The organism is Neobacillus sp. B4I6 (genome assembly GCF_050434045.1).
Taxonomy (GTDB): Bacteria; Bacillota; Bacilli; order Bacillales; family Cytobacillaceae; genus Neobacillus.
In genome coordinates this window covers 3,265,953-3,289,206 of record NZ_JBNPWB010000002.1, presented here as the reverse complement: position 1 = coordinate 3,289,206, position 23,254 = coordinate 3,265,953, and the positions used below count along the sequence as shown (strand labels likewise).

The 23,254-nt window shown below is 40.8% G+C and carries 18 protein-coding genes and 1 pseudogene; 18 read left to right on the top strand and 1 reads right to left on the bottom strand.

From position 1 onward, the window contains the following. Positions 1-4 precede the first annotated feature (4 nt). The 9 genes and pseudogenes from QF028_RS18270 (at position 5) to pyrE (ending at position 10,992) form a co-directional block, all read left to right on the top strand. Positions 5-1,318 (top strand): solute carrier family 23 protein, encoded by a 1,314-nt coding sequence (locus tag QF028_RS18270; RefSeq protein ID WP_429467543.1) that lies wholly within the window; start codon positions 5-7, stop codon positions 1,316-1,318. A gap of 156 nt (positions 1,319-1,474) precedes the next feature. Then, a complete protein-coding gene (locus tag QF028_RS18265; RefSeq protein WP_429472411.1) occupies positions 1,475-2,416 on the top strand; it encodes an aspartate carbamoyltransferase catalytic subunit in 942 nt (313 codons plus the stop codon). After that, positions 2,376-3,662: a dihydroorotase gene (locus tag QF028_RS18260; protein WP_429467540.1), complete on the top strand. Its 1,287-nt coding sequence runs from the start codon at positions 2,376-2,378 to the stop codon at positions 3,660-3,662. The genes QF028_RS18265 and QF028_RS18260 overlap by 41 nt, the downstream gene beginning before the upstream one ends. Further along, positions 3,659-4,776: pseudogene (locus QF028_RS18255) on the top strand (carbamoyl phosphate synthase small subunit). Before QF028_RS18260 ends, QF028_RS18255 begins: the two are co-directional and overlap by 4 nt. Beyond that, positions 4,743-7,949 carry a carbamoyl-phosphate synthase large subunit gene (gene carB, locus QF028_RS18250; RefSeq protein WP_429467538.1) on the top strand — a complete coding sequence of 1,069 codons (3,207 nt, stop codon included), beginning with the start codon at positions 4,743-4,745 and terminating at the stop codon, positions 7,947-7,949. Before QF028_RS18255 ends, carB begins: the two are co-directional and overlap by 34 nt. Further along, positions 7,946-8,719: a dihydroorotate dehydrogenase electron transfer subunit gene (locus QF028_RS18245; protein ID WP_429467536.1), complete on the top strand. Its 774-nt coding sequence runs from the start codon at positions 7,946-7,948 to the stop codon at positions 8,717-8,719. The genes carB and QF028_RS18245 overlap by 4 nt, the downstream gene beginning before the upstream one ends. Further along, the gene (locus QF028_RS18240) at positions 8,716-9,657 is read left to right on the top strand and encodes a dihydroorotate dehydrogenase (protein ID WP_429467533.1); all 942 of its coding nucleotides are present in this window, start codon (positions 8,716-8,718) and stop codon (positions 9,655-9,657) included. The genes QF028_RS18245 and QF028_RS18240 overlap by 4 nt, the downstream gene beginning before the upstream one ends. Further along, positions 9,629-10,345 (top strand): orotidine-5'-phosphate decarboxylase, encoded by a 717-nt coding sequence (pyrF, locus tag QF028_RS18235; protein WP_168242735.1) that lies wholly within the window; start codon positions 9,629-9,631, stop codon positions 10,343-10,345. Before QF028_RS18240 ends, pyrF begins: the two co-directional genes overlap by 29 nt. Further along, positions 10,342-10,992 carry an orotate phosphoribosyltransferase gene (pyrE, locus tag QF028_RS18230; RefSeq protein WP_215000292.1) on the top strand — a complete coding sequence of 217 codons (651 nt, stop codon included), beginning with the start codon at positions 10,342-10,344 and terminating at the stop codon, positions 10,990-10,992. Before pyrF ends, pyrE begins: the two co-directional genes overlap by 4 nt. Positions 10,993-11,119: 127 nt before the next feature. Here the strand turns inward: pyrE and QF028_RS18225 are convergent, their stop codons facing one another. Continuing rightward, positions 11,120-12,829, bottom strand: a complete 1,710-nt coding sequence (locus tag QF028_RS18225; protein ID WP_429467529.1) for an Rqc2 family fibronectin-binding protein — start codon at positions 12,827-12,829, stop codon at positions 11,120-11,122. Between the two features lie 231 nt (positions 12,830-13,060). Here QF028_RS18225 and QF028_RS18220 point away from each other — a divergent pair, with 231 nt between their 5' ends. The 9 genes from QF028_RS18220 (at position 13,061) to fmt (ending at position 23,253) form a co-directional block, all read left to right on the top strand. Continuing rightward, positions 13,061-15,739 (top strand): calcium-translocating P-type ATPase, SERCA-type, encoded by a 2,679-nt coding sequence (locus QF028_RS18220; protein ID WP_429467527.1) that lies wholly within the window; start codon positions 13,061-13,063, stop codon positions 15,737-15,739. A gap of 107 nt (positions 15,740-15,846) precedes the next feature. Beyond that, positions 15,847-16,722 (top strand): YicC/YloC family endoribonuclease, encoded by an 876-nt coding sequence (locus tag QF028_RS18215; RefSeq protein ID WP_429467524.1) that lies wholly within the window; start codon positions 15,847-15,849, stop codon positions 16,720-16,722. A gap of 60 nt (positions 16,723-16,782) precedes the next feature. Continuing rightward, positions 16,783-17,046 carry an extracellular matrix/biofilm regulator RemA gene (gene remA, locus QF028_RS18210; protein ID WP_026566410.1) on the top strand — a complete coding sequence of 88 codons (264 nt, stop codon included), beginning with the start codon at positions 16,783-16,785 and terminating at the stop codon, positions 17,044-17,046. A 10-nt stretch (positions 17,047-17,056) separates the two neighbouring features. Continuing rightward, positions 17,057-17,674 carry a guanylate kinase gene (gmk, locus tag QF028_RS18205; protein ID WP_214731260.1) on the top strand — a complete coding sequence of 206 codons (618 nt, stop codon included), beginning with the start codon at positions 17,057-17,059 and terminating at the stop codon, positions 17,672-17,674. Then, positions 17,674-17,892 carry a DNA-directed RNA polymerase subunit omega gene (rpoZ, locus tag QF028_RS18200; protein ID WP_215000299.1) on the top strand — a complete coding sequence of 73 codons (219 nt, stop codon included), beginning with the start codon at positions 17,674-17,676 and terminating at the stop codon, positions 17,890-17,892. Before gmk ends, rpoZ begins: the two co-directional genes overlap by 1 nt. A 202-nt stretch (positions 17,893-18,094) precedes the next feature. Beyond that, positions 18,095-19,318: a bifunctional phosphopantothenoylcysteine decarboxylase/phosphopantothenate--cysteine ligase CoaBC gene (gene coaBC / locus QF028_RS18195; RefSeq protein ID WP_429467521.1), complete on the top strand. Its 1,224-nt coding sequence runs from the start codon at positions 18,095-18,097 to the stop codon at positions 19,316-19,318. Next, positions 19,305-21,716, top strand: coding sequence for a primosomal protein N' (gene priA / locus QF028_RS18190; protein WP_429472409.1), 2,412 nt, complete (start codon positions 19,305-19,307; stop codon positions 21,714-21,716). Before coaBC ends, priA begins: the two co-directional genes overlap by 14 nt. Positions 21,717-21,832: 116 nt before the next feature. After that, complete coding sequence (def, locus tag QF028_RS18185; RefSeq protein WP_429467518.1) at positions 21,833-22,318, top strand: peptide deformylase; 486 nt, start codon at positions 21,833-21,835, stop codon at positions 22,316-22,318. Next, on the top strand, positions 22,315-23,253 hold the full coding sequence (fmt, locus tag QF028_RS18180) for a methionyl-tRNA formyltransferase (protein WP_429467515.1): 939 nt from the start codon (positions 22,315-22,317) through the stop codon (positions 23,251-23,253). The genes def and fmt overlap by 4 nt, the downstream gene beginning before the upstream one ends. The last annotated feature ends 1 nt before the right edge of the window (position 23,254 follow it).

The following is a 23,254-nucleotide window of genomic DNA, read 5'->3' as shown; positions in this document are numbered from 1 at the left end:
CCTAATGAACAATAAGCCTATCTTAGACGTAAAAGAGATTCCAAAACCATTTCAATGGATAACATTAAGCTTACAGCATTTGTTTGCTATGTTCGGTGCAACAATACTTGTTCCCTACCTGGTGGGTTTGAGCCCCGCGATTGCACTTATTTCAAGTGGACTTGGAACATTGGCGTTTTTAATAATAACTAAATTCAAGGTTCCGGCTTATCTGGGTTCATCCTTTGCCTTTATCGCACCTGTCATTGCTGCCAAAGCAGAAGGTGGCCCTGGTGGTGCGATGGTCGGTACTTTTCTCGCAGGATTAGTTTACGGAATTGTTGCACTTGTCATAAGCAAGGCGGGGCACCGCTGGATCATGAACCTGCTGCCGCCAATTGTTGTCGGCCCAGTTATCATTGTTATCGGATTAGCTCTATCTGGAACTGCGGTGAATATGGCAATGAATAATCCAGCGACTGGAAAGTACAGCTTGCTTCATTTCTCCGTCGCACTTGTTACCTTGGCAGCGACGATTATTTTCTCGATCTATGCAAAAAAAATGTTAAGCATGATTCCTATCTTAGCAGGGATTATTGTGGGATATATCTATGCACTATTAGTTGGAATCGTCGATTTCACACCAGTATTAGATGCTAAGTGGTTTGAAATGCCTGAATTTATCCTTCCATTTGTAAGTTATAAAGTAAAATTCACTTGGGATTTAGTCCTGTTAATGGTTCCAGTTGCAATTGTAACTTTATCGGAACATATCGGACACCAGTTAGTACTAAGTAAAGTAGTTGGTCGTGATTATATTAAAGAACCCGGCTTGCACCGCTCGATTCTTGGTGATGGAACAGCAACAATTATTTCTGCCTTGGTTGGCGGCCCACCCAAAACAACTTATGGTGAAAATATTGGTGTCCTTGCCATTACACGAGTATACAGTGTGTATGTCATTGCTGGTGCAGCAGTCTTCGCTATCATCTTTGGATTTATTGGAAAAATAACGGCCTTAATCGGGACCATTCCAACACCGGTTATGGGCGGAGTTTCGATTCTGCTTTTCGGAATTATTGCATCTTCAGGGTTGCGAATGCTGGTTGATAGCAAAATTGATTTTGGAAACAAGCGTAACCTTGTCATATCTTCTGTCATCCTGGTGATTGGAATCGGTGGCGCTGTGATAAAAGTATCTGAATCATTGCAAATCCAAGGTATGGCATTGGCAGCAATTTGCGGGGTTCTCTTAAATCTCATCCTACCTGGCAAAGAACCAATTAATGAAAATATGCTTGAGGAGAATCAATCCTCTGAAAAGCGGAAAACTGCATAATAAAGTTTCAACTCTTTAAATAAATCCAGAGAGATTTATAAGGGTGTAAGCTTGATGCCATGATTTAAATCTCATGGATCAAGTCGGAATTCTTACATCCTGAACCAATGGTCAGGGTGTTTTTTATCAAAATGAGAGGCGGGAAAAAGACGGATGATAAATCACTTACTAACCACAAATGAATTAAAGGTGGAGGAGATTAATCAAATCTTAGCAGATGCTCATGGATTCAAAAATGGAATGAAGTGGCATCCTGAAGGGCAAATGTTTACTGCCAATCTATTTTTCGAACCAAGCACAAGAACTAAGAGCAGCTTTGAAGTGGCACAAAGAAGATTAGGATTAGAAGTTATCCCTTTTGAAGTTCTAACCTCAAGTGTTCAAAAAGGGGAGACACTTTATGATACTGTAAAGACCTTAGAATCAATTGGCGCAAATACGATTGTCATTCGTCATGATCAGGATCGATACTTTGATGAGTTAGTTGGGAAGATTAATATCCCAATCATCAATGGCGGTGATGGATGCGGACATCATCCAACACAATCGCTTCTAGATTTATTGACCATCCAACAAGAATTTGGCCAATTTGCAGGATTAAAAATTGCCATTATTGGAGACATCCGACATAGCAGGGTGGCGCGTTCCAATGCAGATGTTCTGACCAGGCTGGGAGCAGAAGTGGTTTTTTCTGGACCAGAAGAATGGTTTGATACTAGGAGTGTAGATATATCTAGGTATAGGCCTATTGATCAGGCAGTACAAGAAGCGGATGTAGTAATGCTGCTGCGAGTTCAACACGAACGGCACCATAATAAAAGCAGTTTTACAGCAAATGAGTACCATAAACAATTTGGGCTCACTTTAGAAAGAGAAAAAATGATGAAGTCGGGCAGTATCATTATGCATCCTGCTCCAGTAAATAGAAATGTAGAAATAGCTGATAGTCTTGTGGAGTGCAAGCGGTCAAGAATTTTTAAGCAAATGGAAAACGGTGTATATGTAAGAATGGCAGCAATTAAGAGATCAATTGAAAGTCTTGAAGGAGGAAAAAATTATGAACATTCTTATTCAGAACGCATGCTACATAGCCTCTAATGGGGAAACAAAACAAGCTGATATATTGGTAGAAAATGGTGTTATTGCAAAAATTGAAACGAACATTGATGCGATTGTGGATCGGATAGTGGATGCAGCTGGGAAGTTAGTTTCACCAGGATTTATTGATCTACATGTTCATCTTCGCGAGCCTGGCGGAGAAAAAAAGGAAACCATCGCTACAGGGACACTTGCCGCAGCAAGGGGCGGGTTTACAACAATAGCAGCGATGCCAAATACAAGACCGGTGCCTGACACCAAGGAACAAATGGAATGGCTGCAAAACAGAATCAGCGAAACAGCAAAGGTAAGGGTTTTGCCATATGCATCAATTACGACTAGACAGCTTGGCCAGGAACTAACTGATTTTGAGGCATTAAAAGAAGCGGGAGCGTTTGCCTTTACCGATGATGGTGTCGGAGTTCAGTCGGCTGAGAGGATGCTAGCAGCCATGCGGAAAGCAGCAGCCAATAATATGGCAATCGTTGCACACTGCGAAGAAAACACGCTAATTAATAAAGGCTGTGTCCATGAAGGTTCTTTCTCAGAGAAACATGGCTTGAATGGTATTCCTTCCATCTGTGAATCAGTTCAGATTGCAAGAGATGTCCTCTTAGCTGAGGCCACAGGCTGTCATTATCATGTCTGCCATATTAGTACTAAGGAATCGGTTCGGGTGGTAAGAGATGCAAAACGAGCAGGCATTAATGTAACGGCAGAAGTATCACCGCATCATTTATTATTATCTGAAGATGATATTCCAGGGCTTGATACGAATTTCAAGATGAATCCACCGCTTCGTGGTGCAGATGACAGAACGGCCCTAATCGAAGGACTTCTAGATGGAACGATTGATTTTATTGCAACCGATCATGCGCCGCATACAGCAGAAGAAAAAAGTGAAGGAATGGTTCTCGCTCCATTCGGAATTGTTGGACTAGAAACTGCGTTCCCACTGCTGTATACACATTTTGTATTAAAAAATATCATCTCGCTTAACCAATTAATTGAATTTTTAACAATAAAACCAGCGGAAGCATTCGGGCTTTCATATGGAAGAATAGAAGTAGGCGCACCAGGAGATTTAGTAATCTTGAACCTCGATGAAGAATATGAAATTAAACCAGAAGAATTCTTATCAAAAGGAAAAAATACTCCATTTGGCGGCTGGAATTGTAAAGGCTGGCCTGATATGACCATAGCTGGAGGGCAAATTGCTTGGGAAAAGGGATGTGTACTAGCATGAAAAAACAGCTTATCTTAGAAGACGGTACAATTTTTATCGGTAAAGGATTTGGCAGTGATACTGAAACGATCGGTGAAGTGGTGTTTAACACAGGGATGACTGGCTATCAAGAAATCCTTTCTGATCCATCCTATTGTGGACAAATTGTAACACTAACCTATCCGCTTATTGGTAACTATGGGATTAATCGTGATGATTTCGAATCAATCAATCCGGCTGTGAAGGGATTCGTTGTTAAAGAAGCGGCTGAATTCCCGTCCAATTGGAGAAGTGAATATACGTTGAATGAATATTTTGAAATGAAAAAAATCCCGGGAATTGCAGGGATTGATACACGAAAATTGACAAGAATTATCCGCCAATACGGAACACTAAAGGGAGCAATTTGCAGTATTGAAAAAGATGCAAATCAGGTTCTACAAAAATTGCGTGGAACATCGCTTCCAATCGATCAGGTACGTCAGGTATCAACTAAAAATGCCTATCCTAGTCCTGGACGCGGGAAAAGGGTTGTACTTGTTGATTTTGGAATGAAGCATGGAATTTTACGTGAATTAAATCAGCGCGGCTGTGATGTGATCGTTGTACCATATCACACTACGGCTGAAGAAATTCTTCAATTAAGTCCAGACGGAATTATGCTGTCAAATGGACCTGGGGATCCAAAGGATGTACCAGAAGCAATCGATATGTTAAAAGGAGTATTAGGCAGAGTTCCATTATTCGGAATTTGTCTTGGCCATCAGTTATTTGCCCTGGCCTGCGGGGCGAACACCGAAAAAATGAAGTTTGGTCATCGCGGTTCCAATCAACCTGTCAAAGACTTAACTACAGGGAAAGTTGCGATTACCGCACAAAACCATGGATATACAGTTGAAGAAGAGTCAATTAAAAACACAAGATTACAAATTACTCATATTGCCATAAATGATGGAACGGTTGAGGGACTAAAACACCTAGATTATCCGGCATTTACTGTTCAGTATCATCCGGAAGCATCTCCAGGACCTGAAGATGCAAACGGCTTATTTGACCAGTTTCTTGCCCTAATGGAAGAGAACAAACAGGAGGTTACAGCAAATGCCTAAACGTACAGATATCAACTCCATTTTAGTAATTGGTTCGGGTCCAATCGTCATTGGGCAGGCTGCAGAATTCGACTATGCCGGTACTCAGGCATGTATCGCTCTAAAAGAAGAAGGCTATCGTGTTATTCTAGTAAACTCTAATCCTGCAACCATAATGACAGATACAGAAATTGCTGATGCTGTTTATATCGAGCCATTAACAGTAGAGTTTGTCAGCAGAATTATTCGTAAAGAACGTCCAGACTCCCTTCTAGCTACTCTCGGCGGACAAACAGGTCTTAATCTGGCTGTTGAGTTGTCTGAATCCGGAGTTTTAGCTGAGTGCGAGGTTGAAATTCTTGGTACTAAACTTTCCGCGATCAAACAAGCAGAAGATCGGGACCTATTCCGCAGCTTAATGAATGAGTTAAACGAACCGGTACCTGATAGTGCAATCATTCATGAATTAGCTGAAGCTAAGGCTTTTGTTGAACAGATTGGTTTCCCTGTGATTGTCCGTCCTGCCTATACTCTAGGAGGAACGGGAGGCGGCATCTGTCATAATCCAGAAGAACTTGAGGAAATCATTGCAAGCGGACTAAAGCATAGTCCTGTGAATCAATGTTTGCTCGAAAAAAGTATTGCTGGTTTCAAAGAAATTGAATACGAAGTTATGCGTGATGGAAACGACAATGCAATTGTCGTTTGTAACATGGAAAATATTGATCCGGTGGGTGTTCATACTGGGGACTCCATTGTGGTTGCACCAAGTCAGACCCTAAGTGATCGAGAATATCAACTGCTAAGGAATGTATCACTAAAAATCATTCGTGCTTTAGGAATTGAAGGGGGCTGTAACGTTCAGCTGGCCTTAGATCCAGATAGCTACAATTACTATATAATCGAAGTAAATCCACGTGTTAGCCGTTCTTCGGCATTAGCATCAAAAGCCACTGGTTATCCAATTGCCAAGCTTGCTGCAAAAATTGCCGTTGGCTTAACGCTGGATGAAATGTTGAACCCGGTTACTGGGAAAACGTACGCAAGTTTTGAACCAGCTCTCGATTATATTGTAACAAAAATCCCTAGATGGCCTTTTGATAAATTTGAATCAGGGAATCGTTCACTAGGGACGCAAATGAAAGCAACCGGGGAAATTATGGCGATTGGCCGGACGTTTGAAGAATCCCTATTAAAAGCCATTCGTTCCCTTGAGGCGGGCGTCTTCCATTTTGAATTAAATGGTGCGGAGGAAATTGATAATGAATTACTCGAGAAGCGGATTCGAAAAGCAGGAGATGAGCGTCTCTTCTACATTGCAGAAGCGTTAAAACGAGGACTAACTATAGAAACCTTGCATCAATGGAGTAAAATTGATTTATTTTTCTTGAAGAAAATGGAAGGAATTATATGTCTGGAAGCAAAAATTGCTTCTAATCCTTTTGATAACGAAATCCTTTTTGAAGCAAAGCAAAAAGGTTTTACTGATAAAAAAATCGCTGAACTTTGGAATAGTACTGAAAAAGAGATTTTTAACCTGCGCAAGAGCCTAGGGATTATCCCTGTTTATAAAATGGTTGATACTTGTGCAGCAGAATTTGAATCGGAAACACCTTATTACTATGGTACGTATGAAGAGGAAAACGAGTCGGTCGTAACGGACAGAAAAAGTGTGATTGTTCTCGGGTCGGGACCTATCCGTATTGGTCAAGGAATTGAGTTTGACTATGCTACTGTTCATTCGGTTAAAGCCATTAAGGAAGCAGGATATGAAGCAATTATTATTAATAATAACCCTGAAACGGTATCCACCGATTTCAGTATTTCCGATAAGCTTTACTTCGAGCCGCTGACGATTGAAGATGTCATGAGTATTATTGAGTTAGAAAATCCAATTGGGGTTGTGGTCCAATTTGGCGGGCAAACAGCTATCAACCTTGCCGCAGATCTTGCTGAAAATGGGGTCAAAATCCTTGGAACAAGCCTTGAAGATATAGACCGTGCTGAAAATAGAGATAAGTTTGAACATGCTCTTCAACAATTAAATATTCCGCAGCCGTTAGGGAAAACAGCCTTATCAGTGGAAGAAGCGGTGGTGATTGCCAACGAAATCGCCTATCCTGTTCTAGTCCGCCCATCCTATGTTCTTGGGGGAAGGGCAATGGAAATTGTCTACCATGAAGAGGAATTGCTTCACTACATGAAAAATGCTGTAAAAATTAATCCAGATCATCCAGTGTTGATTGACCGCTATTTAACAGGAAAAGAAATCGAAGTAGATGCCATCTGTGATGGAGAAAATGTACTAATACCTGGAATTATGGAACATATCGAGCGAGCGGGGGTCCATTCTGGTGATTCGATTGCTGTTTATCCGCCGCAAACTCTTACTGAGACAGTAAAACAAACACTTGTGGAGTATACAGAGAAATTAGCAAAGGGCTTAAACATTATCGGATTATTAAATATCCAGTACGTTCTGGCAGGGGATCAAGTCTATGTGCTTGAGGTCAATCCGCGTTCAAGCCGTACGGTTCCATTCTTAAGTAAAATAACGAATCTTCCAATGGCGAAAATAGCCACTAAAGCAATTTTGGGCGTATCGATTGTTGATCAAGGGTACATTCCTGGTCTTGCCACTGAAAAAGAAGGGGTTTTCGTAAAGGTTCCTGTTTTCTCCTTTGCTAAGCTCAAAAGTGTGGATATAACCCTCGGACCGGAAATGAAATCGACAGGGGAAGTAATGGGTAAGGATGTAACGCTTGAAAAAGCTCTTTATAAAGGATTAGTTGCTTCAGGTATGAATATCCAAAAGTTTGGGACGGTATTGTTTACTGTAGCAGATAAAGATAAACAGGAAGCCTTAAAGCTGGCGAAGCGATTTTCCGCTAACGGCTATCGTTTAATGGCAACGAGCGGTACAGCAGCTGTTTTAGAGGCGGCTGGACTAAGAGTCAAAGAGGTCGGAAAGATTGGTTCGGAAGGAAAGACTCTTTTGGATGTCATTCAACATGGCGAAGCGCAATTTATAATTAATACACTGACCAAAGGTAAACAACCGCAACGCGACGGGTTTAGAATTCGCCGGGAAGCCGTTGAAAATGGAGTTCCGTGTTTAACTTCATTAGACACAGCAGATGCTATCCTAAAAGTGATTGAGTCGATGAACTTCTCGGCTGAAGCGATGGATTCAGTGAAAAAGGAGGCTGTCTTTGCTTGATTAGAAAAGAGTTATGCAAAATCAGCAGCCAAAAAGAAATTGCTGCAGACATATATGAGCTTACTGTAAAGGGAGAATTGGTCGGACAAATTAGTGCCCCGGGTCAATTCGTGCATATTAGGGTCTCAAATGGGTGGGACCCGCTTTTACGAAGGCCCATTAGTATCTCTTCCTTCGATAAAAAACAAAAGAGCATGACCATGATCTATCGCAAGGAAGGTAGAGGAACAACAATGCTAGCAGAATTGGGTCCAGGGAAGCAACTTGACATCCTTGGACCGCTCGGCAATGGCTTTCCTGTCGATGAGGTCAGCAGAGGTGAGACAGCCTTGCTTGTTGGCGGTGGAATCGGTGTTCCGCCACTATATGAACTTTCTAACCAATTAGTCGAAAAAGGTGTAAAGGTTATCCATGTCCTAGGCTTTCAAACGGAAACGGCGGTTTTTTACGAAAAGGAATTTTTAGAAAATGGCGAAACCTATGTGACTACTGTTGACGGTTCCTATGGAAGGAAAGGATTTGTAACAGATGTCATGAAGGATTTACGATTTGATTGTATTTATACATGCGGACCAACACCAATGTTAAAGGCGATTGAACAAAGTTATTCGGATAAAAAAATGTTTTTATCATTAGAAGAACGAATGGGCTGCGGAATTGGGGCATGCTTTGCCTGCGTGTGTAAAAGTAAAGAAGACCCAACCGGAGTTGCCTATAAAAAGGTATGCAGCGATGGGCCCGTTTTTCGCGCCGGGGAGGTATTGATATGAGCTGTTTGAACATCGAATTACCGGGTTTAACACTGAAAAATCCTATCATGCCTGCCTCGGGATGTTTTGGATTTGGACGGGAGTACAGCCAATTTTATGATTTGAGTGTATTGGGCGCGATTATGATTAAAGCCACAACAGTAGAACCGCGGTTCGGAAATTTAACCCCTAGGGTAGCAGAAACAACATCAGGGATGTTAAATGCAATCGGATTGCAAAATCCAGGCCTTGAAAAAGTACTAGGCGCGGAGCTGCCTTGGCTCTCCCAGTACGATGTCCCGATTATCGCAAATGTTGCAGGTTCACTCGAAGAGGATTATGTGGAGGTTGCTCGCCGTATTTCAAAAGCACCAAATGTGCATGCATTAGAACTAAATATCTCTTGTCCAAATGTGAAAACGGGAGGAATTGCATTTGGTACAATACCTGAAGTAGCTAAGCAATTAACCCGGAAGGTAAAGGAAGTTTCCGAAGTGCCGGTGTATGTGAAATTGTCACCGAATGTTACTAATATTGTGGATATGGCGAAAGCGGTGGAAGCTGGGGGCGCCGATGGTTTAACCATGATAAATACACTTGTTGGGATGAGGCTTGATTTAAAAACGGGCAAACCGATTTTAGCCAATCGTACAGGCGGCTTATCAGGTCCTGCTATTAAACCTGTTGCCATACGGATGATTTATGAAGTCAGTCAGGCTGTATCCATTCCGATTATTGGCATGGGTGGAATTGAGTCGGCTGCCGATGTAATTGAGTATTTCTATGCAGGCGCTAGTGCCGTAGCAGTTGGAACTGCAAATTTTGTGGATCCCTTCGTATGTCCGACCATTATTGAGGAATTACCAGCTTTACTAGAAAAATTAGGCTTTGAACACATCAGTGAATGTACAGGAAGGAGCTGGAAAGAAGATGGACAACTCACTTATCATCGCGCTTGATTTTGCTAATGGCAGCGAAGTGAATCGTTTTTTGCAGCCTTTTGAAGGCAAGGAGCTTTTTGTGAAAGTTGGTATGGAGTTATTTTATCAAGAAGGCCCTTCAATCGTTCATCAATTAAAAGAAAAAGGTCATCATATTTTTCTGGATTTAAAGCTTCATGATATTCCGAACACTGTGAAAAGTGCGATGAAGGGGCTTGCCCGATTGGAATGTGACTTAGTTAATGTTCATGCTGCCGGGGGAAAAGAGATGATGGCAGCTGCACTTGAAGGACTGGAGGCAGGGACTTCTGCAGGACGGAAACGACCTGATTGCATCGCGGTAACACAGTTGACGAGTACATCAGAAGAGCAAATGAATAAAGAACAGCTCATTCCTGTTTCATTGGAAGAATCCGTTTTACATTATGCGTTACTTACAAAAGAAGCTGGCCTGGACGGTATCGTCTGCTCTGCATGGGAAGCTGCTTTTATTAGGGAGAAAGCTGGGCAATCGTTTTTGACCGTATGCCCAGGAATTCGCATGGAGTCTGATCAGGTTGGGGATCAAAAGCGAGTGGCTACACCGGAATTTGCGAGAAATTCGGGGGTAAGTTCTATTGTTGTAGGGCGTTCAATTACTCGGTCAGTTGACCCAGTGAAAAGCTATGAAAAATGGATGGAAGCATGGAAGGGGATACGACAATGAAACACGTGATTGCTGAAAGATTATTAGAAATTAATGCGGTTGCCTTAAAGCCACAGGATCCATTTACTTGGACATCAGGGCTCCGGTCACCAATCTATTGTGATAATCGGTTAACACTCTCATTCCCGGCCGTTAGAAGAGAAATTGCTGCTGGCTTGCAAAAACTCATCCTTGAGAATTTTTCAGAAGCTGAAGTTATTGCTGGTACGGCGACAGCTGGGATCCCACATGCAGCGTGGGTGAGTGAGCTAATGGATTTACCAATGTGCTATGTTCGTTCAAAGGCAAAGGGGCATGGCAAAGGAAATCAGATTGAAGGCAAGGTTGAATCAGGTCAAAAAGTTGTCGTTGTTGAGGATTTAATTTCAACAGGGGGCAGTGTGATTACGGCAGTTCAAGCATTACGGGAAGCAGGCTGTGAAGTGCTTGGAGTTGTCTCCATTTTTACATATGGGCTGGAAAAGGGAAGAGAACTGCTTCAGGAAAACGGGATTAAGAGTATTTCTTTGACTGATTTTCCGACATTAATAGAAGTAGCGATTTCAAAAGGCAACGTTACGGCAGAGGATCAGAAAAGTCTGCTTTTATGGAGGAAAGATCCATCTGAATGGAGCAAACAGTTCGTTGAAACAGATTCGCTGATATAATCGAAAATACGCTGATAAAATGAATTTAACGCTGATAAATCATGTGATTTCGCTGATAAACAGGTAATATCCGCTGATAAATAGAAAAAGAGGGCATCCAAGTTCTACTGGGTGCCCTCTTTTCCTTCTATTTCTTCAATTTCAGCACCAATTCTTCATCCGGCGTTACATAAACCGTCTGTTGATTGTCATAAATCACAAATCCAGGCTTTGCACCGCTAGGTTTTTTAACAAACCGGACCTTCGTAAAGTCGACAGGAACAGAGCTTGAATTCCTCGCTTTACTATAATAAGAGGCTAAAACGGCAGCCTCACGAATCGTCTCATCAGATGGTTCCTTGCTGCGTATCACCACGTGTGAGCCGGGAATATCTTTCGTATGGAGCCAAATCTCATCCCTTGCTGCCAGCTTATTTGTTAAATAGTCATTTTGTTTATTATTTTTTCCAACGATGATATCCGTCCCATCTGTAGATAAGAAGTGATCTAAAATTGGTTTAACATTCTGAGCCTTTTTCAATTTCTTTTTCTGCCGCTCGCGGATATAGCCACCCTCAACTAATTCTTCACGAATCTCTTGAATATCCTTTGGAGAGGCAGCTTGTACCTGCTGTAGTAAATTATCAAAATAAGCTACTTCGACTTGTGCCTTTTCAATTTGATCAACGACAATTTCAACTGCATTTTTTGCCTTTTGGTATTTTGAAAAATACTTTTGGGCATTTTCAGATGGTGTCTTTCTGGGGTCAAGCGGAATTAAAATCGTTCCACCAGATTCATCATAATAATCGAGAACTTCAATATCACGCATCCCTTTCTTAGCAGCATATAAATTGGCAGTTAACAACTCGCCAGAGCGTTGATATTGATCAGCCTTTTCTGCTTCTTTCAGAGTAGCCTTCAGTTTGTTAATTTTCTTTTCATTCTTTTCTTTTTCATTTTGAATAAATCGTTCAATATCATTTCCTTGCTGCTTTACCCGGTCTCTTTCCGCTTTGCCAAAATAAAAACGGTCAAGCAATTCACTTAGTGTAGGGAAGGTCTTTATTTCTCCTTTTAGATGCTCAAGGGGAAATAAGTAAAAAGCGTCCTTACCGCCCGACGATATAATCGAAGGAGAAATCTCACCGGTTTCCACCTTTTTAATCATACGAATAAACGTTCCCGGTATTGTAGAACGATTGGCTAGACCACTTTGGAATATAACTTCCTTGGCAAAAAGGGGAGAGATCCCTGCAAATTGCTCAACTAATTGGCGGTCGAGTTTTCCTGCATTGTAATCAATTTTTCTTAATAGTTCATCTTCGCTCGAATGAAACGGATTTTGCTTATGCTGTTCTGGTGGAAATACATAAGGTTGTCCTGGCAAAATGGCCCTGTGGCTATTAACGGCAAAGGAAACATGTTTGATACTATCAAGAATGACATTTCGTGTTTTATCTACCAGTACGATATTGCTATGCCTGCCCATAATTTCAATAATTAATTGTTTATAGCTAATATCACCAATCTCATTTCTGCCCTTTATTTCAAGTACTATCATCCGGTCTGTTTCTACTTGATATATATCCTCTAAAATATACCCCTCAATATGTTTCCTAAGCAGCATACAGAACATCGGGGCTTCACTAGGATTATCGTATGCCTCATTCGTGAATTGGACCCGCGCATAGCTAGGGTGTGCTGATAAAAGCAGCTTTTGATTAACTCCATTCGCACGAATCGTGAGAATTACTTCATTTTTATAGGGTTGGTGAACCTTATTGATCCGTCCGCCCTTCAAGGAACGAACAAGTTCATCGACCATTGCTTTTGTAAATAAACCATCAAATGACATGGAAAACATCCTTTACTACATTCATATGAATTAATTATAGCTTACTAAAAATATACTGTCTTATTTTTACTCTGTTAAACGTGCCCGTTGATTTCCGCTCCAATCAATAGGGTTCCATTTATTCTCTAATTTATCTTTCACTATATCATAGCATTTTTTTGGACGACCCTGAATAAGCTTTCTTTAGAGCAGGTATTTATAGGTATTTAAAGGGGGAAGTGAGATGGTCGGATGAAATTCCATGAAATGCAGATAGAACAAGTAGAAAAGTCTCTAGAAACCGACTTTTCTTCTGGATTATCACAGGAAGAAGTAAAAAAGAGAATTAATTTGCACGGACTAAATGAGTTGGACGAAGGAGAAAAGCAATCAGCTTTACTCTTATTTTTTAGTCAATTTAAGGATTTTATGGTCTTAGTTCTTCTCGCAGCTACCTTAATCTCCGGATTGCTTGGCGAATATATTGATGCCATTGCTATTATTGCCATCGTCATTATCAATGGCTTTCTTGGTTTTTTTCAAGAAAGGCGGGCAGAGAAATCTCTACAGGCATTAAAGGCATTATCTGCACCACAAGTCTCTGTGCTCCGGGATGGTCAGTGGATCAAAATTCCTTCGAAAGAAATTGTGGTAGGGGATATTTTGAAGTTTGTTAGTGGGGACCGTATCGGTGCCGACGTCCGTGTGATTGAGTCAAAAAGTTTAGAAATTGAAGAATCAGCGCTTACAGGAGAATCCGTCCCTGTTTCCAAGCATATAGAAATCCTGACTAACCCTAACCCTGGCATAGGAGATATGGAGAATATCGCATTTATGGGTACGATGATTACGAGGGGAAGCGGGATAGGAGTCGTCATTGCAACAGGTATGAAAACAGCAATGGGACAAATTGCAGATTTGCTTCAAAATGCAGAGGCGCAAGATACTCCATTGCAACGCCGCTTAGAGCAGCTGGGAAAAATACTAATTACAGTAGCCTTACTATTAACTGTTCTGGTTGTAGTGGTTGGAGTTTTGCGAGGCCACGACATTTATGAGATGTTTTTAGCAGGTGTTTCTCTTGCAGTTGCGGCCATACCTGAAGGGCTGCCGGCAATCGTGACAGTGGCATTATCCCTCGGTGTGCAAAAAATGATTAAGAAAAATGCCATTGTCAGGAAATTGCCCGCGGTAGAAACACTTGGCTGTGCTTCGGTCATATGTTCAGATAAAACGGGAACAATGACACAAAACAAAATGACGGTTACCCATTTATGGAGTGGGGGTCAAACTTGGACAGTTGATGGGGTAGGGTATCAGCCGCGAGGGAATTTCTATAGAAATGAACGCAATATTAATCCTAAAGATGAAAAGGCATTGCAGCAAATGCTGATTTTTGGGATGTTATGTAATCATTCAGATTTAGTCATTAAGGATGATGATTATATTCTTGACGGAGACCCAACCGAAGGGGCACTGTTGGTAAGTGCAATGAAAGCAGGTTTTGATCGTCCCAAATTATTAGATGAGTTTACGATCATAAATGAATTCCCGTTTGACTCAACCAGAAAAATGATGAGTATTCACGTTAAAGACAAGCAGGGACGGCATTTTATAGTCACAAAAGGGGCACCGGACGTCATTTTAGATATTAGTGAATCCGTTCTTTGGGACGAGAGAACACAATTTTTAAATAAAGAGACACAAGTGAAGGTTCAGGAGGCAATAAATGGACTCGCATCACAGGCACTTCGAACGATCGCGATTGCCTTTAAACCAATACAGGCTAATACGATTATTTTAAGTGAACGAGAAGCTGAGAAAAATTTAACGCTTATTGGTATTCAAGGAATGATTGACCCGCCGAGACCTGAAGTGAAAAAGGCTGTAAAGGAATGTAAAGAAGCAGGTATTAAAACTGTCATGATTACGGGTGACCATGTCATCACTGCAAAAGCGATTGCCTCCCAACTTGGAATTATAACGAATAAAAGCAAGGTCATTGATGGGAATGCATTATCTGAAATGACAGTCGAAGAGCTTGAAGAAATAGTCGATGATGTTTCAGTTTTTGCTAGGGTTTCACCAGAGCATAAACTGAAAATTGTCAAAGCATTACAAAATCGCGGACATATTGTCGCTATGACGGGTGATGGTGTGAACGATGCGCCAGCTATTAAAGCCGCTGATATTGGAGTCGCTATGGGGATTACCGGGACAGATGTCGCCAAAGAAGCTTCCTCTCTTATCTTGTTGGACGATAACTTTGCCACGATTAAGGCTGCGATAGTGGAAGGCAGAAATATCTATGAAAATATTCGTAAATTTGTTCGATACTTGTTGGCTTCTAATGTTGGTGAAATTTTGGTCATGTTGTTTGCGATGATTTTAGCGCTGCCTCTGCCGCTTATTCCTATCCAAATCCTCTGGGTGAATTTGGTTACTGATGGGTTGCCGGCTATGGCACTAGGGCTCGATCGACCTGAAGAAAATGTAATGAAACGTAAACCCCGCAGTCCAAATGAAGGTGTTTTCTCGCGAGGTCTGGGCTGGAAGGTTGTGTCACGTGGCTTCCTAATAGGGCTGGTAACATTACTATCCTTTATGATTGTTTACAATAACGATCCTGCCAAGTTGCAATATGCACAAACTGTTGCCTTTGCAACACTTGTCATGGCTCAGCTGATTCATGTGTTTGATTGCCGCAGTGAGAAATCAGTGCTCTCGAGAAATCCTTTCGGAAATCAGTACCTTGTTTGGGCCGTTTTATCTTCACTTGCATTGATGTTTGTCGTTATTTATTACCCGCCATTACAGCCTATTTTTCACACACTGCCGGTAGCAGCTAAGGATTGGCTGTTGATTGTTGGTTTATCATCGATACCAACTTTTTTACTAGCCGGGTCATTTTTGTTAAGAAAAACAAAATAAAGTGTGTTATAATCCAAAAGGTAATAGATTCCACTCTATTACCTTTTGTCTTTTTTGAAAAATATAGCTAGCCGATCAATTTTTCAGAAGATTGGATGTGCACAAAAATGGTTATAAGTATGACAGGCTTTGGAAGAGCTAAAACAGAATCAGATTGCTTCTCTGTCAATGTGGAAGTAAAAACAGTGAACCACCGTTTCTGTGAAATGAATATCCGCATGCCAAGGCAGCTTTTAAAAATAGAAGATAGAATGAAAAAGAAACTTAATCAGTATATCCGCCGTGGAAGGGTAGAAGTTTATGTTAGCTTAGAGGGTGAAGGCGTCGTAACCCGCAAAGTCATCGTGGATTGGAAACTGCTAGATGAGTATTATCAATTTATCAAACAGGCTCGTGAAAAATATGATGTTGAAGGAACGTTAACACTTCAGAATTTGCTAAGTAGAAGTGAACTTTTACATATTGAAGAAAGTGAAGCTGGCAATGAAGAACTTGATAATCTAGTTCTGGCTGCAACAGAAGAAGCTGCCAGGTTTTTAACACAAATGCGGATGGCAGAAGGTGAAGAATTAAAAAAGGATTTGCTCGCCATTTTATCTCAATTAGAATCACATGTTTTTGAACTCCAGAAATTTGCTCCACTAGTTGTTCAATCCTTTAAAGAGCGTTTAACAAAAAGAATGGAAGAGTTTGTTAATGGGCAATTGGACGAAACGAGGATCTTGACGGAAGTCGCCGTTTTTGCTGATAAAGCAGATATAAATGAAGAAGTCACACGATTAAAAAGCCATTTTCAACAATTCTTGCAAACCCTTGAGAGCATGGAACCAATTGGAAGAAAATTGGATTTTATCGTCCAGGAAATGAATAGAGAAGCAAATACCATTGGTTCAAAAGCAAACGATTCAAACATTGCTAAAAAGGTTGTAGATATTAAAAGTCTACTTGAGAAGCTAAAAGAACAGGTTCAAAATATCGAGTGAACCTTGTTTAGAAACTGTTTGAGACGGTCAAAATATATTATTAATGATTGGATGAGTACCATGTCGATAAAATTAATTAATATTGGATTTGGAAATATCGTTTCTGCCAATCGAATTATTTCAATTGTCAGCCCTGAATCTGCTCCAATAAAAAGAATTATTCAAGATGCCCGGGACCGGGGAGCATTAATTGATGCCACATACGGTAGGCGGACACGAGCGGTGATTGTTATGGATAGTGATCATGTTATTCTATCAGCTGTACAACCTGAAACGGTAGCGCACCGCTTAGCTGATCGTGATGAAATAATTGATGAAGGGTAGGATTTATGAAATGCAGGAAAAAGGATTGCTGATTGTACTTTCTGGGCCCTCCGGGGTTGGAAAAGGAACGGTTCGGAAAGAAATTTTTTCCCATCCGGATACAGCTTTTGAATACTCCATTTCAATGACAACCCGCTCACCTCGAGATGGGGAGATTGATGGAGTGGATTACTTTTTTAAGTCAAGAGAAGAGTTTGAACAATTAATTGAACAGGGCAAACTGTTAGAGTATGCCGAATTTGTCGGGAATTATTATGGTACCCCTGTTGACTATGTTCGTTCCACTCTGGATGCTGGAAAAGACGTCTTCTTAGAGATTGAAGTAAAGGGTGCCCGTCAGGTACGAGAAAAGTTCCCTGAAGGTTTATTTATTTTCCTTATGCCGCCAAGTTTATCTGAACTAAAGAATCGGATTGTAACAAGAGGAACGGAAACAGATGACATCATACAAAACCGCCTGCTTTCAGCTCGCGAAGAAATTGAAATGATGGAATTATATGATTATGTTGTTGAAAATGATCAAGTGGAGCGCGCCTGTGAACGCGTGAAATCCATTGTTACTGCGGAGCATTGCCGCAGAGAACGTGTTGAACACCGCTATAAAAAATTGCTGGAGGTTGAATTATAATGTTATATCCTTCTATTGATTCGCTGCTTGAGAAAATTGATTCGAAATACTCGCTTGTTTCCGTAGCTGCGAAGCGCGCTCGCGTGATGTCCCAGGTAAGAGATGAAAGATTGCCAAAATACGTTTCCCATAAACATGTTGGAAAAGCACTAGAGGAAATATACAGCGGTGAACTAACCTACCGAATTTCTAATAAAGCAGACACATCTGCTGAGTAGTCTTAAATAGTTATTGATTGACAGTAAATTTCTGAGAGAAGGCCTGACAAAAGGGGAAATCCTTACATGTCAGCCTTTTTTATTTTGGTTATCCTCGTTATGTAGAATTTGTCGAATTACGAGTGGAAAAAGGTGAAAAATTGCATTTATTCTAGCATAATAAAGAAAGAGTGAAATGAACGAGAAACGGGGGAATCCAATAATGGTACAGGATAAAAAAATATTATTATGTGTTACAGGCGGAATCGCCGTATATAAGGCAGCGGCACTAACAAGTAAGCTTGTTCAGGCTGGTGCTCATGTAAAAGTCATTTTAAGTGAATCTGCACAGAAATTTGTTACCCCATTAACTTTTCAGGCGTTATCCCGTAATGAAGTATATGTTGATACCTTTGACGAAAAAAATCCGCGTGTCATTGCCCATATTGATTTAGCTGATTGGGCGGATTTAATCCTTGTTGCTCCTGCTACAGCAAATACGATGGGAAAAATAGCTGGTGGAATAGCCGATAATATGATAACAACGGTCCTGCTTGCAGCAACCTCACCAGTCTGGATTGCCCCTGCGATGAATGTGCATATGTACGACCATCCTGCTGTGAAAAAGAACCTCTCAATATTGGCTGAGTACGGATATCAATTTATTGAACCAAGTGAAGGTTATCTTGCCTGTGGATATGTAGGAAAGGGCCGTTTGGAAGAGCCGGAAAAAATCGTCCAGCTCGTACAACAATTTTTTACCGATCAATTCCAACAAACCTTAAGAGGAAAAACAGTTGTGGTTACAGCGGGGCCAACACGGGAGAAGATTGATCCTGTTCGTTTTATTTCCAATCATTCAACAGGGAAAATGGGTTATGCCCTTGCAGTTGAGGCAAAAAAACAAGGTGCCCATGTTGTATTAGTTTCGGGACCGGTTGGGTTGCCGGCTCCATTAGGTATGGAAGTGGTGAAGGTCGAGAGCGCTGAAGAAATGTTCAATGCTGTGTTGAAGTATTATGACTCTGCGGATGTAGTCATTAAAACAGCCGCCGTTGCCGATTACCGTCCAAAAATTACATTTGATCATAAGGTAAAGAAACAAGCCGGTGACTCGAGTATAGAGTTGGAACGAACGAAAGATATCCTGCTTGAGTTGGGTAAGAGAAAGAAGAACCAAGTGCTTGTAGGCTTTGCAGCTGAAACTGAAAATGTTGAAGAATATGCAAGGAAAAAATTAAATGCGAAAAATGCGGATATGATCGTTGCAAACAATGTGAAAGCGGAAGGGGCAGGGTTTGGGACAGATACAAATATTGTCACACTTTTCAAACGGTCTGGCTCAAATATAGATTTACCGATTATGTCAAAAAGTGATGTAGCAAAAAGGATTATCAAAGAAATTACTTCCTTATTGAAGGATATGGATGAAAATGGAAATAGCTAGTGTGATTGTGGATGTACCGGCAAAACAAACGGATAGAGCGTTCGATTATTTAATTCCAGAGCAGTGGTGGGGAACAATCCAGCCGGGAATGAGGGTAATCGTTCCGTTTGGTCCGAGAAAAATCCAAGGATTTGTCACATCGCTTAAAACACAATCTGAATTTAAAAAATTAAGAGAAATTATCGAGCCCATGGATCTTGAGCCAATCTTAAACAAGGATTTACTTGACCTGGGTGACTGGCTAACTGAGAATACACTTTGTTTTAAAATCTTTGCTTTTCAGGTTATGCTTCCAGCCGCGTTAAAAGCTAAATACGAAAAAAAAGTGAAGATTACTGCAGGGGTGGAGGCTGCTGATTTATCAGAACCCCTTCAAACTCTTTTTGAAAACAATCCAATGATTGACTGGGAAGATGCTTTGAATAATGGAGTGGTTCCCTTATTACAAAAGGAAGCAGCAAAAGGTAAACTTGAAGTCCTTTACATCGTTAAGGAGAAGGTCAAAAAGAAACAGCGTAAGTTTGTCCGCCCACTTGTATCTCTTTCTGAATTGAAAGATGAAGTAGTACGATTTCCAGCAAAAGCTGAAAAGCAAAAACTAGTATTGAGCTATTTTATCAATCATTTCGAACCAGTCGAATTGAGGCAGCTTGTCGCTGAATTAAGTACGACATCTTCAACTGTTAAGGCACTTGTAGAAAAGAAACTTCTTACTGAGTATGAAATGGAAGTTTACCGCGATCCGTTTGAACATAGGACCTTTAAACGAACAAAGCCCTTACCATTAACAAATTCCCAACAGACCGTGATTGGGCCGATTCTAAACGCGATTGAATCAAATCGACATGAGGTATTCTTGCTCTATGGTGTAACAGGAAGCGGAAAAACCGAAATTTACCTCCAATCCATTCAAGAAGTTATTGAAAGAGGACAGGAAGCAATAGTGCTTGTACCAGAAATATCGCTCACTCCCCAAATGGTGAATCGTTTTAAAGGGAGATTTGGGGACTTAGTGGCTGTTTTGCACAGCGGTTTGTCAGCTGGAGAAAAATATGATGAGTGGCGGAAGATTCAACGTAAAGAAGTAAAAGTAGCTGTAGGAGCAAGATCAGCGATTTTTGCCCCATTTGAGAACTTAGGAATTATTATTATTGATGAAGAGCACGAAACAAGTTATAAGCAGGAGGATATGCCTCGATATCATGCTAGGGATGTTGCAATTGAAAGAGCTAAAACGTATAACTGTCCAGTTGTGCTCGGAAGCGCTACCCCATCACTCGAGTCGTTTGCCAGGGCTCAAAAGAAGGTGTATCATCTATTATCGCTCCCTAACCGGATGAATAATCAAACCCTGCCCTCAGTAGAGATCATTGATATGCGTGAGGAGCTTCGTGACGGAAATCGGTCAATGTTTTCACGTAAGCTTTTTGATATGCTAAAGGACCGAATAGAAAAAAAACAACAATCGGTTTTATTTTTAAATAAACGGGGTCATTCGTCATTTGTAATGTGCCGGGACTGCGGTTATGTGATGAACTGCCCAAACTGCGACATATCGCTTACCTACCACCGAGTAAATGAACAAATGAAATGCCATTATTGCGGGTATGAAAGCCATGTTCCTAAGCAATGCCCGGAGTGTTCCAGTGATTATATTCGGTATTTTGGGACTGGTACTCAAAAGGTAGAGGACGAGCTTGGTAAAATTCTCCCAGAAGCAAGGGTTATTCGGATGGATGTTGATACAACTGGTCGAAAGGGCTCACATGAACGATTATTAACTGACTTTCAGAATGGCAAAGCAGATATTCTCCTCGGGACTCAAATGATTGCAAAAGGGCTGGATTTCCCAAATATCACCCTAGTTGGTGTGCTTTCGGCTGATACGATGCTGCATTTACCTGATTTCCGTGCGTCTGAAAAAACCTTTCAATTATTAACACAGGTAAGCGGAAGAGCGGGACGTCATCAATTGCCGGGGGAGGTCATCATTCAGACCTACACCCCTGAACACTATAGTGTCGAACTTGCGGGAACACAGGATTATGATCTCTTTTACCAAAGAGAAATGATGATTCGAAAAACCCATCATTATCCACCCTTCTATTATCTGTCCCTCATAACAGTCAGTCATGACCAATTGATGACTGTCGTTACAGCGACAGAGAAAATTGTTAATTATGTACGTTCACAGGTTTCAAAGGATGCCGTCGTTTTAGGACCTGCAGCCTCGCCGATTCCTAGGATTAATAATAGATATCGCTATCAATGTCTGATAAAATACAAGCGGGAACCGAACTTGACAAAAATGTTAAAAACCATCTTGGATCAACACCAGAAAGATACTAAAAGCGGCTTATTGGTTTCAATAGATGTAAATCCATTTATATTAATGTAAGTTAGCCAAAGGTAACCTGGTCATCAAAGGTTATTATTTCGCATTTTTGGTGAAAATGTAAGCAATTAATAAATTTAAAACGCCTATATAAGAATGGAATTATTGGGGGAAATAATTTGCCTATACTCAAAGTAATAAATTACCCTGCTGAGATACTTGAGCAGACTTGCAAGCCAGTGATTAAGTTTGATAAAAAGCTTGCAAAAATACTTGATAATATGTATGACACGATGATTGAATTTGATGGGGTGGGACTAGCTGCTCCTCAAATTGGATTGGACGCACGCATCGCAATTGTTGATATCGATGATGAATTAGGGACAATCGAAATGATTAACCCAGAAATATTAGAAACATCCGGTGAACAAACTGGACCAGAAGGTTGTTTAAGTTTCCCTGGATTATTCGGTGAAGTGACAAGGCCCAATTTTGTTAAAATTGAAGCATTTGACCGTAAAGGCAGAAAATACACATTAGAAGCAGAAGAATTCCTAGCAAGGGCGATTCAACATGAAATCGATCATCTGGACGGGATTTTATTTACATCTAAAGTGACGAGATATCTCGAGGAAGATGAGTTAAAAGGAGTAGAAGTTGAATGACGAAAATTGTTTTTATGGGTACTCCAGATTTTTCTGTGCCAATCTTACAACAACTGATTAAAGATGGATATGATGTCATTGGAGTAGTTACACAACCAGATCGACCGGTGGGAAGAAAAAAGATTTTAACACCTCCCCCGGTTAAGGTAGAAGCCTTGAAACATTCTATTCCTGTCTTTCAACCAGAAAAAATCCGTCAAGAAGAAGAACTTGAAAAAATCCTTTCCTTGAATCCAGATTTAATTGTTACTGCTGCGTTTGGGCAAATCCTACCCAATAAGCTGTTAGAAGCGCCTAAATACGGTTGTATAAATGTTCATGCATCCCTGCTCCCAGAACTTCGTGGTGGTGCTCCTATTCATTATGCCATTATGCAAGGAAAACAAAAAACAGGTGTTACCATCATGTATATGGTTGAAAAATTAGATGCTGGGGATATTTTAACAAGTATTGAAGTCCCAATTGCTGTAGAGGACAATGTTGGTACATTGCACATTAAATTAAGTACAGCCGGGGCTAAATTGTTGGCAGAAACCTTGCCGCTTCTTTTGGAAGGCCGTCTGACGCCTAAGCCTCAAAACAATGAAGAAGCCACATTTGCTGCCAATATTAAGCGAGAACAAGAAAAAATTAATTGGACAAAATCAGGTGAAGAAATCTTTAATCATATCCGTGCTCTAAATCCATGGCCAGTTGCGTTTACAACCCTGAATGGCCAGGTCTTAAAAATTTGGCGGGCAGAAAAGGTATCTGGACAGAATGTGGAAGTACCTGGAACAATTATTAATATAGAATCGGATGGCTTTTCGGTATCAACCGGTAATGAAACAGCAATCAAAATCATTGAACTTCAGCCCTCTGGAAAAACAAAAATGATGAGTGAACAATTTTTACGGGGTTCAAAAATTTCAATAGGCACCAAGCTGGGAGAATAAA